Below are 14,316 nucleotides of genomic sequence, written 5' to 3' on the forward strand. Positions count from 1 at the left end.
AATCGATTCCAGTTTTTCTTCATCGTACTATGAGGGTAATAACCTTCTCAGACTTAAGCCCGTATACAGGACAGTCTTGTTGTTGAACATGGGCACAAATAGTTTGTTGTGGATGGCACTGCCGTGTCCGATTCCTATCTCGGGATCTATGGGATAGGATTTCAATTCATTCATTTTGCCCAATATGGATTTCAGTTCTTCCCTGTTGAGGAGGCGATACTTAAGGGTCCTAATTAATAGGGCAAAAACAAAGGCCTGCTGCCTTGCTTTGAGTTTTTCCACTGCTTTTTGATACTTGCCATGCGAGGGGTCCATGTTTTTGATCAGTTCATGGATCCTTTCAATGGCATAGACCATCCCGTGGATGAATCTCAGGTTATGGGCTGCATCCCTGCTGGTCACAATGGAATCGGCCACGGTGACATACCTGTGGATATCCATTTCTGCTTTGGCAATCCTTCTGGCCTTCAGGAATAGGCTGGCGGTGAATATAACATCTTCATATAAGGTGCCTTCGATGAAACGGATCCCGTTTTCTTTCAGGAATCCATGGTGTATAATGTATCGCCAGGCTTCATTCCGGAAACCGTATTCTGCAATGTAGGAGATCCCGTCCACAACCTGTACGTGGGGATCCTGCTTTGTGGATTTCAAGGAATCGGCCTGTTCGCCCTCCCTTATTTCGCAGGTATTGAATTCGAGGATTTCCAGTTTGTTTTGTTCTGCTACCTGAAGCAGGCCCTTTAAAACATCCGGGGCGAGAAAATCATCGGCGTCCAGGAAATAGACATAGTCGCCTGTCGCAGCATCCAGGCCTTTGTTCCGGGCCGCACTGGGGCCTGCATTTTTCTGGGTGAAGAACCTTATATTCTGGTGTGTTTCTGCAAATTCCCTGGCGATGGAAGCACCGGCATCCTTCGATCCGTCATCCACGACAACCACTTCGTACTCGTTGGCTGGCAGGTCCTGGGCCATAAGGCTTTTCAGGCAACGCCCAATATATTTTTCCTTGTTATATAAGGGAATTACAATACTTAATTTCATGTCAGGTTATTATTTGTAATCTCTTTCATCGAGGGGTTGGAGCCATTCAAGTATCATGTCTTCCCCTTCATTATCCTCAATTTTAAGCAGGTTTCCGAAAGAACCGATAAGTTGGTTTACTTCCCCAATGGAGTCGGCTACCAGGTAGATCCTTGCGAATACTTGTTTTTCTGTCCCCAGCCAATCCTCCTCGACGCTATCGCCAACTTCGAACCGCTGCAGTACAAAATGGACGTTTTCGTGCCCCTCAATGGCATCCAGGCCCCGGATAGAGCCAATCTCCCCGCTTTTGAGCAGGACCCAGATCGTACAAGCCTTTTTACCCTCGAAGAGGTAATCGTTTTTTTCAGCAAAATCCTCGTCTCCCAATTCGCCAGTAAAGGCATAGTCCAGCAGCATTTTACGATGGTCAAACCCATTGATGCGGGCCATATGGAAATCCGGCGCTTCCCCCTGCAACCTGAATCCCGGGTCGTAGGCATAGATAACGTCGTCTTCTACAAAAAACTGAATATTCAGGACGCCGTCACGGATATTCAGACCCTTAAAGAGTTCGCATAATTTCGGATGTACGGTCCGGACAAACAAATCCGTGTATTTGGAGGGATAAACGGCCCCGATGCATACCGGGCTGGAGTCCCCCTGCTTTTTAGTGGTGAACCTGTCCGAAAGGGCGGAAATATAGGGAACCCCCTTCCTGAACGTATAATAGGCGGCCATGTCATCGCAATCCATGTATTTTTCAACGAGGACCACTCCTTTTTTGGAAAACTTCAGGGCCGTTTTCACGGATTCCCGGTAGTCCTGGTCGTCCCAGCAAATTTTCATTCCCACACCGCCTCCGCTGTCCACCGGTTTGATCATAAGGGGATAATCAACATCGGAAGGTTTGATAATTTCCGAATCCCTTCCGAGGTAGATTCCCGGGATATCCTGTATGTCGTATTCACTGCAGTATTTTTTAAACCCATCCTTGCTGCAGAAGGCCTCAACGGCCTTTTCGGTAACATAGCAGGGCAGGTCCAGGCGTTGGCAGATTTCGCGGTAGGGCTTGACCAGTATGTCGGCAACCCCGACCAGCACCGCATCCACGCGAAGCTTTTTCGCCAAAGCCACAATTTCATCGACATTGAAGACATTGATGTCATAGCTTTCCGATGCGTGTTTCTTTGCCGGCGAGCCATGGCCCATATCCACAACGATCGTATGTAAACCCATGGACAACGAAGTATTCACAAGGACCGCTGTTTCCGGATTTCCGCCAAGGATCATAATTTTTTTCATGTAGGTTTTTTTAGTTTAAGGTAATGGACCTGTCGCAGGTATAATTTCCAAAACCTTTGGCTGTGTTATTCTTTCGGGTTAATCAGCCCTGAATTTAAATTCTTCATCAAAGCCCAACCTATGAAGCAGTCCGGTAATTTCCTTTTCGTCTGTGGTAATTTTCACAATCTTTTCCCGGTCGATTCCCATCATGCTTAATTCCGTCCGGATCGCCTCGTAATTAGAAGGGTTGATGGTAGCAATTATCAATTGATCAAATTGGTCATTCCTCACAGAACTGATGGGTTGGACGTAAATCCCACCTACATTCAAATGGTGGAAATCAAGATCTATCCATTTGATAATCTCAAAAAAGTGATTCTTATTGTTGGTAGATAATATGTGCTGTCCGAAGGACCCCGAACTATATACGATTACCTTGGAATGGGCCCCTGTATTTAAAAAGGGGTTGAAAACCAGGTTATCCTCATTATCGTAAATTAACCCACCCGAACGCACCAAAATCTGGGAGTAGAGGTAATACCTGATTTGCTCGTTCAGGTTATCCTCATTGAGCGCCCCTTGGAGCTTTGATTTCAAAAAATGCATCAACAGGCCCAACCGGTAGTATTCGGTTTGGGGGTTCTCGATCGATTTAACAATTGAATCGTGTCTTTGCCTGTAATAATAGAGGGGTATGCGGCTTACCACGAGTTTTTTGGTAAGGGCCAGGTACGAATAGGTAATCGCCGCATCTTCTCCCATGACAATGTCATTGGGAACATCAAATAGCGTTCTAATGAGCAATTCCCGCTTAAAAAGCTTATTCCATACGTAGGTAGAGATCCCATGCTCGCAAAACCGCCCGTCGTATATAGCTTTGGGAAGGATTGAAGCCTCGATGTCCCCCTTCTCATAAACTCCCGCGGCTTTCGGTTTGATTGTTTCAATTTTGCCGTTGAATTCCCGGAAATGCCCGGTTACCACCAGGTCGGCGGCATTGGACTCCGCGAGTTTATATAAAATATCGAGGTAATAGTTATCCACCCAATCATCGCCGTCGACGAATGAAATATACTTGCCGCTTGCCTGCCTCAGGCCTTCTTTCCGGGCACTCACCAGTCCGCCATTCTCTTTGTGGACAACGCGGACCCGAGCGTCCCTTTTTGCGTAATCATCGCAAATCCGGGGGCAGCTATCCCGGCTGCCGTCATTGACAAGTAGTAACTCAAAGTCTTTAAAGGACTGGCTCAAAAGGCTATCGATGCATTTTGGCAAATACTTTTCAATCTGATAAATGGGGACGATCACACTTATTTTGACAGTACTCAACAGATTCAGTTTTAATAATATTTTGTTTATCCACTAATAGCCGGCAAATCAGGATGGTGGGAAGGGAAACAGCTTCAAATATATTCCCCGCCGGTTATTCTGATCAGCGATCCGGTCGTCATCCGGGACTCGTCAGCAATTAAGTACATTACCGCCGGGACAGGGTCCTGGCTATTCAGCATCCGACCCATGGGGATGATGGCTCCGGCCTTCTCAGCCAATTCCTCCTCGCTCATTCCTTCGCCGGCCCTCAGCGCGAGTTCTCCCTCCGTATTTGTCCAGCCCATTACCACATAATTGGATCTGATACCGTATTTGGCATAGTGATGTGCAATATGGTTGGAAAGGGTATAAAGGGTGCTTTTGGTCAGCGCATAAGGTGCCCTGTTTACCTCGCCGTAATCCATGTGGGCCGATCCGAAAAACACGATGGACCCGGACCGGGCCTCCATCATGGATTTCAAAACGTGTTTCAACAGGAAAAACGGTGCCTTGAGGTTGATATTGAACACCTGGTCATACGTCTCCTCATCTGTATCCAGGATGGAGGCAACCGGTGTGATCCCTGCATAGAGCACCAGGGCGTCGACCTTTTGAAAACGCTTGATCGTTTCCGCGTAAAAATTCCGGACCTCCCCGGTATTGTTCAGGTCGATCGGATGATAATAGAGGGTATCCTTCAATCCGTAGGATCGGATAATTTCGTTCCCCACGTCGGGACTCCTGCCACAAAAGGAGACATTGTACCCTTTTTGAATACAGGAATGGAGTATCGCTTTTCCGACACCCCTGGCTCCGCCTAATATCATTACTGTTTTCATGGTTACCCAAGATGACTGGTCCGAAATACCGGACCCTTCAAAGCTACATATTTAATTCAGGAGGTAATATTTTTCGCTATATAATGAAACTAAAATCGATCAAAGGAGCTCCGGGCATGCCTGATAGGCCTTGCTGGTATGCTGGATGGTGGGTTGAAAAGGTAATCAAGCCCTGGGGCTTCCCGTAAACCGCTGCATCGTATCTTTCTCGCTGGCGGAGATGCCTTCCTGCCGGAAGACCTTTTTAATAGTTAGTCCCAGAATCTTCAGGTCGGTTGCAAAACTTAAATTGTCCACATACCAAACGTCCAGGGCAAATTTCTCCTCCCAACTGATGGCATTCCGACCATTGACCTGTGCCCATCCCGTAATGCCCGGCTTCACCTGATGCCGCCTGGCCTGTTCCGCGTTGTATAGTGGCAGGTACTCTACCAGCAGGGGGCGCGGGCCTACTACCGACATATCCCCTTTGATAACGTTGATCAATTGCAGCAGCTCATCCAGGGAGGCTTTGCGAACAAACCGGCCGACGTTCGTGATGCGCTGCATATCTGGCAGGAGGTTGCCTTCCGCATCCCTCCGGTCGTTCATCGTCTTGAACTTAATGATCTTAAAGAGCTTTTCGTCCTTCCCGGGTCGGGTCTGATAGAAAAACGGCTTCCCGTCATTCGCAAAATATAGGATGATGACAAGGGCCAGTATGAGGGGCAACAGGACCACAAATCCCAGCAGGGCGGCGATAAAATCCAATAAACGTTTGACAAACAATCGATACATGGCTTTGGTTTAGAGTTTCCTGGAAAACCCTTTCAAAAGTAACCGGTTCCTGGATGATTCGGTACAATATTAGATGAACGAGGTAAAAATTCGTTTGCGATACCGGATAACGGGGCGGCATCCCCATAAATTCCGGTTAAACCCCGGAATTCAAGCCTCACCAATAAGCCGGATGAGTTCCTTATTGATCAGGCGGACGTCGAACTTTTCCTCGGCAAGTTTCCGGCTGGCCAGCCCCATTGGCCCGATCCTTTCCGGATGGTCCAGAATGGATTTCATGGCCTCATAAAGCGCCTCCTGGTCTTTGGGTGGAATCAATATGCCATTCTTGTTTGGGACAATAGTTTCCCGACACCCAGGGGTATCCGTTGTTATGATGGGCATGCCGATGGAAAGGGCCTCCAGGATTGAGCGCGGGACGCCTTCCCGGTAAAAGGTGGGAAGCACAAATACGTCGGAATCATAGAGCAATTCCGGCACGTTGCGCTGGAAGCCATGATAGACGATGATCCCCCGGTCGTGGTAGTCCTGTAAAACAGTTGCGCTAATGGAAGACATTGATCCATCAGGTTGCCCGATGATGTGGAATTCGGCCCCGGGGTAATTCTGTTTTAAGGATTCGGCAGCCTCCATAAAGATATCCACGCCTTTCTCGCGGATCAGCCTTGCCACTAAAACAAAGACAACGCGGCTTCCGTCCGATTCCCGCTTCCGGAAGGGATATCCATCGAGGTTCACACCGGAACCATTGACCAGCGCGGTTTTCCGTCCCGGGCCTATAAGACCCTTTTGAAGGAAAAGGTCGCGGTCGTCCCGGTTTTGGAAAATCACTACGCGGTTCCGACTCAACCCCCATTTATAGAGCACCTGGGTGACCTGTTGCAGCATCCGGGCCCTGGAATTGCTCTCGCCAAAGGTAAAGCCCAGGCCGGTAATCATGGAAACCACCGGGATATTAAGTGTCCGGGCGGCCATGGAGCCGTAGATCACGGGTTTGATGGTATAAGGGAACAGCATGTCGATCTCGTATTTGCGGATAATCCGCCGGATATGCCAGATGGTGCCCAGGTCCCTGAAGGGGTTTATCCCGGTTCGTGCAAGTTTCAGGGGTAGAGGAGTCGCCCCTAATTTCTGAAGGAGTTCGGCAGTCTCCGGGACCATTTCCGGGGCAGCCGCAAAGACCTGGTAACCGTTATCGATCAGGCTCCGGATAAAATCGCCCCTGAAGTTGAGCAGGGAGCGGGCTGCAGAGGCTAGGATGAGGATTTTAGGCATTGTTCCTGTAAAGTTTTATATAATTTCTAGCCATATCCGAGACATTGTAATTTTCAGCCCGTTTCAGGCATTCTGCAGCAACTTCGTTGTAATAAATGGTGTCAGATCTAAGTTTTCTGAGTTCTGAAGCCAATTCGTTAAAATTGCCATCTTGAAAAAGGATTCCATATCCTTTCACAACTTCGGTGAGTCCTGGAACGTCCGAAGCCAGAAAAGGCTTGCCTGATGCCAGACCTTCGACACTAGATAATGAGAGTCCTTCATAATGTGAAGAAAGGACCACCGCATCTGCAGCCTTTAGAAGTCCGGGTACATCTTTTCGAATACCGAGAAAATGAATTCGATCTGCCAGCCCCAATTTAGTTGCAAGATTTTCTTGTTCTTTCCTAGTTGGGCCATCACCCACAAAAACCACCTCAAAAGATTTATCCAGCTCAGCCATGGCTCGAATTAAAGTCGCCTGGTCTTTTTGAGTTGTAAAGCTAGCTACTTGAATTAATAGAAAGGAACTATCCGATACACCAAGTTTAGATCGGTCTGCGGGCAAAGCCTCATGAATATCCCTTAGGCGGATTCCGTTTAGAATGGTTTCTATGTTCTCGAACCCGTTTCCAAGATGTTCAACTAGTGCCGCATGTGATGATTCTGAGATAGTTATAATCCGATCGTAGGATTTGTAAATTAATCGGTCAAGAAATTTGAAAATCAGGTTATTCCGTCGACGATTGCTGACGTTGTGCTCAGTGAATATGAATTTTTTTGTTTTACCTCCAAATTGTTTGGCGATCGATGCAAAGTAAAGGCTTGGAAAGAGATGGACGTGTATCACATTGTAGTTCCTGAATAATTTGGATAGACTGAGGATATGCCTGGGGTTGTACAGACTCCATTTTTTCTTTGGCTCAATGATATTGATTTCCGGTATTTTCTCAATTTTATCTAGGAAAGGAGATTTAGCACTGTGCAAAATGACTATGTCTACGGATAACCCCTGTTGGTGCATTTCCATTACCATATCTACCAACAACTTTTCTGCGCCTCCGGCAGTTAGCGTATTTATGACTTGTAGGACTTTGGGCATTAAATATTTTTATTTCAAAAAGGAGGTGTCAACCAAAATTATTCAACGTGAGAACTTAGAAAGTTGAGAAATAACAAATTCAGTTGGTTATCACACAACGTCGTTTATCAATTGAATCCACTTATTTCCAACAGAAGCAAGCTTATATTTTTCCAGCACTTCAGGGGCATTTTTTTGAAATTTTGATCTAAGGGATTCGTTTTCAATTAGCTTTTTTAGCTTATTAGCCATTTCGTCCATATTCTGGTCCTCAATTAGAAATCCATTAGTGTTATTATCAATGATCTCTGAGGGTCCTGTTATACAGTCATATGAAATACATGCCATTCTTTGGGATAGAGCTTCCAAAAGAACCATGGGAAGGCCTTCATATTTTGATGTAAGTATAAATATTTCAGAACTTCTCATTAAAACTTGTACATCTGAACGGAATCCCAAAAATTCAACTTGTTGATCGATACCCAATTCTTTAGCAAGGGCCTGGAGTTTTTCTTCCCCATATTTACCTTCACCTATAAACTTTAACTTCCAAGTTGGAAATTTGGGTAATACTTCAGAAGCTATTCGTAAAAGACTATCAAACCCTTTATCTATATACCTGTTCAAACTGCCAACTGCCAAAATAACTGGATCACGCTGAATATTAGGTCGTTCTGAAATCGAGAAAGACAAAGGGTTTTCCATTACCACAACTCTATTGCTCCTTTTTGAGAAGTAGGGAAGATCATAATTTGTCAGTACGGTTATAGCATCTGCTTTCTTATACAAATGGTTCCATAACACCTTTCTTATGAGAAAACTCTTTTGGAATAAGTGATTGGAATGTTCTGAAACAATAATCTTAATGCCATATAGTTTTGCAATGGGTATACTAGGTAACCCCATATCACCTATATGGGCGCTTATTATATCCGGTCTGTTTTTTTTCTTCGAATAAAATCTAAGTAGCGTCGCAAAACAAGTTAGAATAACAGTTCGATAATATTTTCTGGAATGAAAACGCAGTCTTTGTACACGCTCATCTAAATTATAGGCATCTTCACCCATAAACGTGATAATTCGGACCTCATAGCCTGTTTCGACCAGGTAATTTGAAAGGTTGGCGATCACCCGCTGGGCCCCTCCTGAGTTCATTCGTCCAACTAAAAAATCGATTTTAAGGGGTTTACTCATATTTAAGGTTTAACTAAAACTATAGGCCGAGATTTAATTCAGCGCCTAATTTTAAATCCCATTCATATGGTTCGATTGGTCGATAACCGCCATCATGATGAAAAGTTAACTCTCCAAAATAAAGACGACCATTTAAATTATACCAGTCAACCCGGACATATTTAAATGGCTTAGCCAGATTTTGGGATAACGCTACCATTTGATCAAAATTCTTTGGTGGTTCGATATCCTCCTTGGAAGGATCTGTAAAATTGTTGTTTCCAAGCGGAGAGGTCCATTTATAAGGTTCCCGCTTCCATTTTGGAGAATACCAATTTCTTCTGTGCGAACTTGTTCCTCGGTTCATATCAACTTGAATCATTCTCAAAGTTCCATTGAAACAATGGAATTTGTAATCAAACGGGTTATTTTTATTTTCATCCTCCAGTAATTTTTCTACTAATATTCGGGGAATGATATTTTTGTATTGCCATTCCTTTGAACGCCAATAATAATTCGACTTAATGCGTCGATTTAATTTTTTTTGAATTTCTTTCCAGTCTACTTCCTTTTTGTCCCGAACAAAAATCACACCGCTACTATCGTGATTTGTTTTTATAACCGAAGGTTCATTTGGAATATTTTCGGGTACTATATCCCTGGGATCATGTGTGGTATAGAGTAGAGGGATTAGATATTTTTCCCCAATAGTATCTCTAACATATTCTCTTACAGCAAATTTATCTGCGCAAAGGGTATGTAAGGGTGTTCTATCGTTTAGTTTTAACCATAAGATTTTTTCATTTAATGACTTAGGACATTTTAAGTCTGGGTATACCCCAAAAATCCGTTTATACTTTTGGCGGACATAATAAACCTCTGGTAAAAGCCTCCATCTATAAAACTTATATAAGGCATCCAATTTCCTGCCCAATAATGTGTTTGTATAATATCCCCTAAAGGAAATTTTTAGATTTTTCATGCATGTCGATTTGGTTTGCTTTAGCATAAATTTCATTCACCTTAATGTAAACGAACATTGAAATGGATACGATATAAAAATTGCTAAAATATGTGTGACTTGCCATCAATGCGAGGATAAGAACCATTGATAAAAAGAAATACTCTTGCCTCAAATTAAAGATCTTCACACTTCTGATTATTAGAAAAGCATATATTCCAACCATTATAAGAAAGGGAATAATTCCTGACTCTCCAATAATCATCAAATAGGAATTATGTACCCCCGGTAAACCAGGGCCTTTCAACTGGAAACTAAGGAACCCGTGACCTAAAAACGGCTTTTCAAAAATTTGATCATAATAGATCGACCAAGTATCCGTTCTGGAATCTTCGCGTATAACATCAGCACTGACATTTGATTGGGTGAATATTCCTTCTAAGGCATTAAACCGTTCTGTATTCAAAACTAGCTTATCTGAAAAGCTGATAACCAATAGAATCAAAAGAACGCCAATACCAGGAAGAATAACGTTTCTTTTATTCTTAATAATGGAAAAAGCGGTAATTAAAAGCCATATTACGATGAATGTCCTTGAAAATGTGAGAATCCCAGCCAATGTAAATATTAGTATACCTAAATATTTCCAGTACCCGGCAAATCTGTAGGAGAGAGCGTAACCGATTAGACAAATAACTCCAGCAGTATTTGGATTCAGGTAAAATCCAGAAAACCTTCCATATGAAGCATTGAAATTTGCATTCGCATAAGGGAAGAAAATCGCATTAAGAACGATACTAAGAGCACCTAAAAGTAAAATCAAATAAATATCCCGTGTGCCTGAACGGTAAAAAACCTCAGTTCCGCAAATCACAAGGACCATAAATCGGAGAAACTCTTTCAAAAAATAGTTTTTAGGATCCACTAGTTGAAAGTTCAAGCCACTCAAAATGAAATAGGTTAACCCCAGCAAAATAAAAGGCAATAGTGGGCGGTGCTTTTCTTTTGCTAATATGAAGTAGGCTAATAAGAGGAGAGTAGATAAATAGCTGGTTAATGAGCCAAGACCGCTTCCGAAATATGCCAAAGAATAAGATGGAATATTGCAGAGCAATAAAAATAGAATAGCATATTTTAAAATTTGAAACATTCTTCGAAGGTCTAAGAAGGTAGTGGGGCTCTATACTGTTTTAAAGTAAAAAAGAATAGAATTACATTTCGAAAGATCACGGCTACTGTCGAAGATATGGCGATACCAATCACACCATATGAGTCAATTAACATGAAATTCAAAATAAGGTTTATGACAATACTTAGAAAGCTCACAATCGCCATGTAACTGTTTTTGTTGATACTAGTAAGAAAATTCACTAGAAAGACTCCTATTATTCTAAATGGAATGTATATGAGAAAAATTTGTTGAATTTTAGATACGACCAATGTGTCTTGTCCAGTGAATTCTCCACGCTCGAATAAAAGACGTATAACGAAATTAGACGAAATTATTCCAATAATGGCAATAATGGCACCTCCAACAAATCCTATTTTTAAAAGTCTGAACAGTTCACTGAATGCCTTTGTTCTATTGTGTAGAACCATTTTTGAAAAACGTGGCAGAAAAACGTTTCCCAAGGCAATTGCCACAATACCAAGAACAAATGCGGGGATTTTTTCGGCATAATTAATCGCAGCTATTGATCCAATAAATAATTGTGCGGCAAAATATTGATCTACAATTCTGTGAAGACCTGCAAAGATGCTCGAAGTCATTTTAATCGGAACTTGCTTCAGCATAATCACGGCATTTGCATTACGAGATATTTGCGGTGTAAGTTGGAAAACACCAAGTCGTTTACAGACGATAACCAAATAAATAAACGCGAGAAAGGATCCGATAAGGCTGCTTATCGCCAATGTTAATTCACCCAGGATATTTCTAAAAAAAAGTATGCATATAATAATTGAAATAGGCATAAATATACCTTGGAATGTAGAAAGCTTGAATTCTGATTTGATATTCAACAGTCCTGCGAGTAGTGCTGAAAACCCCCAAAAGAGCACACAAGGAGCTAGCCAATAAAACTGTCGTTTAATCAACTGATAATAGGAAGCATCATGACCCGGAAAGAAGAATTCAACATAAATGTCCGAAAAGATTACCGCAATTATCATGAAGAAAATTGAAATTAGTCCCGTAATCAAAAAGCCTGTTGTCTGAAAAGGACCTATGTTATTCCCGGTTCTAATTTCTGCTATATAGTTTGGTATAAAGACGCTATTGAAGGATTGTATAAAAATGCTTTGAATTAAACCGGGGATCAAAAAAGCAATGAAATATGTATCTAGTATTATTGATAGTCCAAAATTTGAAGCAACAAGTGTTTCTTTATAAAATCCAATAGCTTTCACTAATATGGTGATGCTTCCAACCACCAAAACATTCCCAATAACCGCGTTTTTGGAAAATGAGGCATAAAGGTCTGTAATGAATTTTTTCAAGAATAAAACACTTAAGATTTTTTAAATGTAATTTTTAACAAGGCAATCATTAATGAGGCTATTCCAGTTTTGAATAATTTTTCGCAGCTCATACTTTTCAACAGATTTAGAGGCGTTATTTCCAAACTCACTTCTCAAATCAGGACTATCTATCAATTTCTGAAGTCCGACAGAAAAAGCTTCAGTGTCATTAACATCGACAAGGAAGCCATTTACTTCATTCGAAATGAGCTCAGAAGGCCCGGTAGGGCAATTCGTGGAAATACATGGTAAACCGAAATACATGGCCTCCAAAAGTGCATTAGGAAAGCCTTCAAATATTGAGCTGAAGGCGAAGATGGATGCAGAATTATAATATTCGTAAATATCCTTCTTTCTTCCAGGTAAATCTACACTATTCTGCAGTTTAAGTTCTTTTATAAGTTGCTCATATTCAATACGTTTTTCTCCATCACCTACAATAATTAACCTCCAATCCCCAATTGGGATTTTGCCGAATGACCGTATTAACATTTCATGATTTTTTTGATCAGTAAAACGACCTACCGAAAGAATGATTTTCTGTTTCGGGGTATCTTTATTTCTCTTATTTGCAAAATCAGGATTTAGTGGATTGGGTAAAATCGAAATTTTGTTGTTGCTTACGTAGTTGGATAGAATTTTTTTTATTGGTGATGTCTGGACAGTGACGTGATTAGCGAACGGATAAGTAAGTCGGGTTAAAATTGACCAAAACTTAGTGGGTCGGTCTTTGTCAGGATTATTTCTAATAGATATAATTGCTTTTATCGAACAGATTTTTGCTGCGATTATCGATAAAACATTCGCGCTAGTCAAAAACCCGATAATCAGATTTATTTTTTGTTCTTTGAGTATGTTTACCAATGCTTTTAGAATCTTAATGTTTGTTTTTATTGCTTCTAAAAGGGAGCTACTAGGATTAATGCTGTCCGTGCAGTGAAAAAGTTTTATTTCCGGACTTAATTGATAATATGGATTGCCTGTTGAATATGTTATAATAGTAACTGGACGTTCTTTCACCAATTCATTCGCCAATATCGTTACAACTCTTTCTGCTCCACCTGAGCCAAGAGAAGGTAAGAGAAAGGCGATTTTTTCATTTGACATTGCAGTTTCCGTTTGCTATTAGGCATTCAAATGTATTGTTTTGAAATGCAGTCTTAAAAACATTGTTTTTATTTAACCGGTAAGCAGACTTTCATATCCGGCATTTAAGAGTATTTCTGCTACTTCAGTGTAATTTGAAACTACTTCTGATTGCTTTTTACTAATACGTTTTTTCAAATTTGATTCCAGATTTAGGTCATTGGTGCAAACTCCCAGGAATCGGCATACTTTATTAAATTCCTCGTCATTCCTTCGAAGATCTTCATATGCGACTTCCAGAACCGGACAGGGGTTTAACCTCAATATGATTTTGGCTTTCTTAACATTCTTTTCAAGTCTACGGATACTGCTTATCAATGTATCAGTATTAAGGTTAAGTTGAACTTTTTCTGTTTTACCTTCATGAGCAGAAACATGGAAAAGTCCTGTGCTTTTGGCTGCTTCAGAAGAAATGATTACGTCCAAATGATTTTTTCTCACTAAATGAATAATCCGTAAAGGACGGATATTTATATAAGCGAGGATTTCAGGAAATGCCTTAAGTTGAGAATACATTAATTTAAAGCCAACTGTCCCACTTCGTTTATAAAGACCGTTCAAATATGAGAACACCTTAATTGGCCTGGTAATTCCGATACGTTCATACTTATCTACAAATCTTGGATATTCATCGCAACCTGCCATGGCCGGAGAAATCCTTTTTTTTGCATAAAATAATTCTTCATGCCCTTCTACTTCACTTTGGTGATTTAATCGGTCGATCAGCCATGTGGATCCGGTACGTTGAGTCGTTAAAACCAAGAATTTAAGAGGCTTTTTTGATTTGTTCTCACTCATTTTTGAAAAGTGTAGTTAATTGAAAGTATAAAAAGCAATTGAATACCTATAACAGGTGAAATTCGGTTTTTACTTAACACAAATATCAATCGCTATTTAAGCAAACGGTATTTAATTTGATATACTGCTTCAAAATTAGACCAGTT

General features: G+C 41.6%; 13 protein-coding genes. All 13 read right to left on the reverse strand.

Annotated elements, in window-relative coordinates:
* Positions 1–27: 27 nt before the first annotated feature.
* Positions 28–1,044 carry a glycosyltransferase gene (locus H7F20_RS13345; protein WP_185786666.1) on the reverse strand — a complete coding sequence of 339 codons (1,017 nt, stop codon included), beginning with the start codon at positions 1,042–1,044 and terminating at the stop codon, positions 28–30.
* Positions 1,045–1,053: 9 nt separating this feature from the next.
* Positions 1,054–2,328 (reverse strand): carbamoyl-phosphate-synthetase, encoded by a 1,275-nt coding sequence (locus H7F20_RS13350; protein ID WP_185786667.1) that lies wholly within the window; start codon positions 2,326–2,328, stop codon positions 1,054–1,056.
* Positions 2,329–2,406: 78 nt separating this feature from the next.
* Positions 2,407–3,639, reverse strand: coding sequence for a glycosyltransferase family 2 protein (locus H7F20_RS13355; RefSeq protein ID WP_185786668.1), 1,233 nt, complete (start codon positions 3,637–3,639; stop codon positions 2,407–2,409).
* Positions 3,640–3,713: 74 nt separating this feature from the next.
* Positions 3,714–4,460 carry an SDR family NAD(P)-dependent oxidoreductase gene (locus H7F20_RS13360; protein ID WP_185786669.1) on the reverse strand — a complete coding sequence of 249 codons (747 nt, stop codon included), beginning with the start codon at positions 4,458–4,460 and terminating at the stop codon, positions 3,714–3,716.
* Between the two features lie 165 nt (positions 4,461–4,625).
* Positions 4,626–5,237, reverse strand: coding sequence for a sugar transferase (locus tag H7F20_RS13365; RefSeq protein WP_185786670.1), 612 nt, complete (start codon positions 5,235–5,237; stop codon positions 4,626–4,628).
* Between the two features lie 150 nt (positions 5,238–5,387).
* Positions 5,388–6,512: a glycosyltransferase family 4 protein gene (locus H7F20_RS13370; RefSeq protein WP_185786671.1), complete on the reverse strand. Its 1,125-nt coding sequence runs from the start codon at positions 6,510–6,512 to the stop codon at positions 5,388–5,390.
* The gene (locus H7F20_RS13375; RefSeq protein ID WP_185786672.1) at positions 6,505–7,593 is read right to left on the reverse strand and encodes a glycosyltransferase; all 1,089 of its coding nucleotides are present in this window, start codon (positions 7,591–7,593) and stop codon (positions 6,505–6,507) included. The genes H7F20_RS13370 and H7F20_RS13375 overlap by 8 nt, the downstream gene beginning before the upstream one ends.
* Positions 7,594–7,683: 90 nt before the next feature.
* A complete protein-coding gene (locus H7F20_RS13380) occupies positions 7,684–8,766 on the reverse strand; it encodes a glycosyltransferase family 4 protein (RefSeq protein WP_185786673.1) in 1,083 nt (360 codons plus the stop codon).
* A 19-nt stretch (positions 8,767–8,785) separates the two neighbouring features.
* Positions 8,786–9,727: an ATP-grasp fold amidoligase family protein gene (locus H7F20_RS13385; protein WP_185786674.1), complete on the reverse strand. Its 942-nt coding sequence runs from the start codon at positions 9,725–9,727 to the stop codon at positions 8,786–8,788.
* Positions 9,702–10,856, reverse strand: coding sequence for an O-antigen ligase (locus H7F20_RS13390; RefSeq protein ID WP_185786675.1), 1,155 nt, complete (start codon positions 10,854–10,856; stop codon positions 9,702–9,704). The genes H7F20_RS13385 and H7F20_RS13390 overlap by 26 nt, the downstream gene beginning before the upstream one ends.
* 11 nt (positions 10,857–10,867) lie before the next feature.
* On the reverse strand, positions 10,868–12,205 hold the full coding sequence (gene murJ / locus H7F20_RS13395; protein ID WP_185786676.1) for a murein biosynthesis integral membrane protein MurJ: 1,338 nt from the start codon (positions 12,203–12,205) through the stop codon (positions 10,868–10,870).
* A 21-nt stretch (positions 12,206–12,226) separates the two neighbouring features.
* The gene (locus H7F20_RS13400) at positions 12,227–13,333 is read right to left on the reverse strand and encodes a glycosyltransferase family 4 protein (protein ID WP_185786677.1); all 1,107 of its coding nucleotides are present in this window, start codon (positions 13,331–13,333) and stop codon (positions 12,227–12,229) included.
* Between the two features lie 72 nt (positions 13,334–13,405).
* Positions 13,406–14,170 (reverse strand): Stf0 family sulfotransferase, encoded by a 765-nt coding sequence (locus H7F20_RS13405; protein WP_185786678.1) that lies wholly within the window; start codon positions 14,168–14,170, stop codon positions 13,406–13,408.
* Positions 14,171–14,316: the final 146 nt, after the last annotated feature.

Source organism: Robiginitalea sp. SC105 (genome assembly GCF_014243345.1).
Taxonomy (GTDB): Bacteria; Bacteroidota; Bacteroidia; order Flavobacteriales; family Flavobacteriaceae; genus Robiginitalea.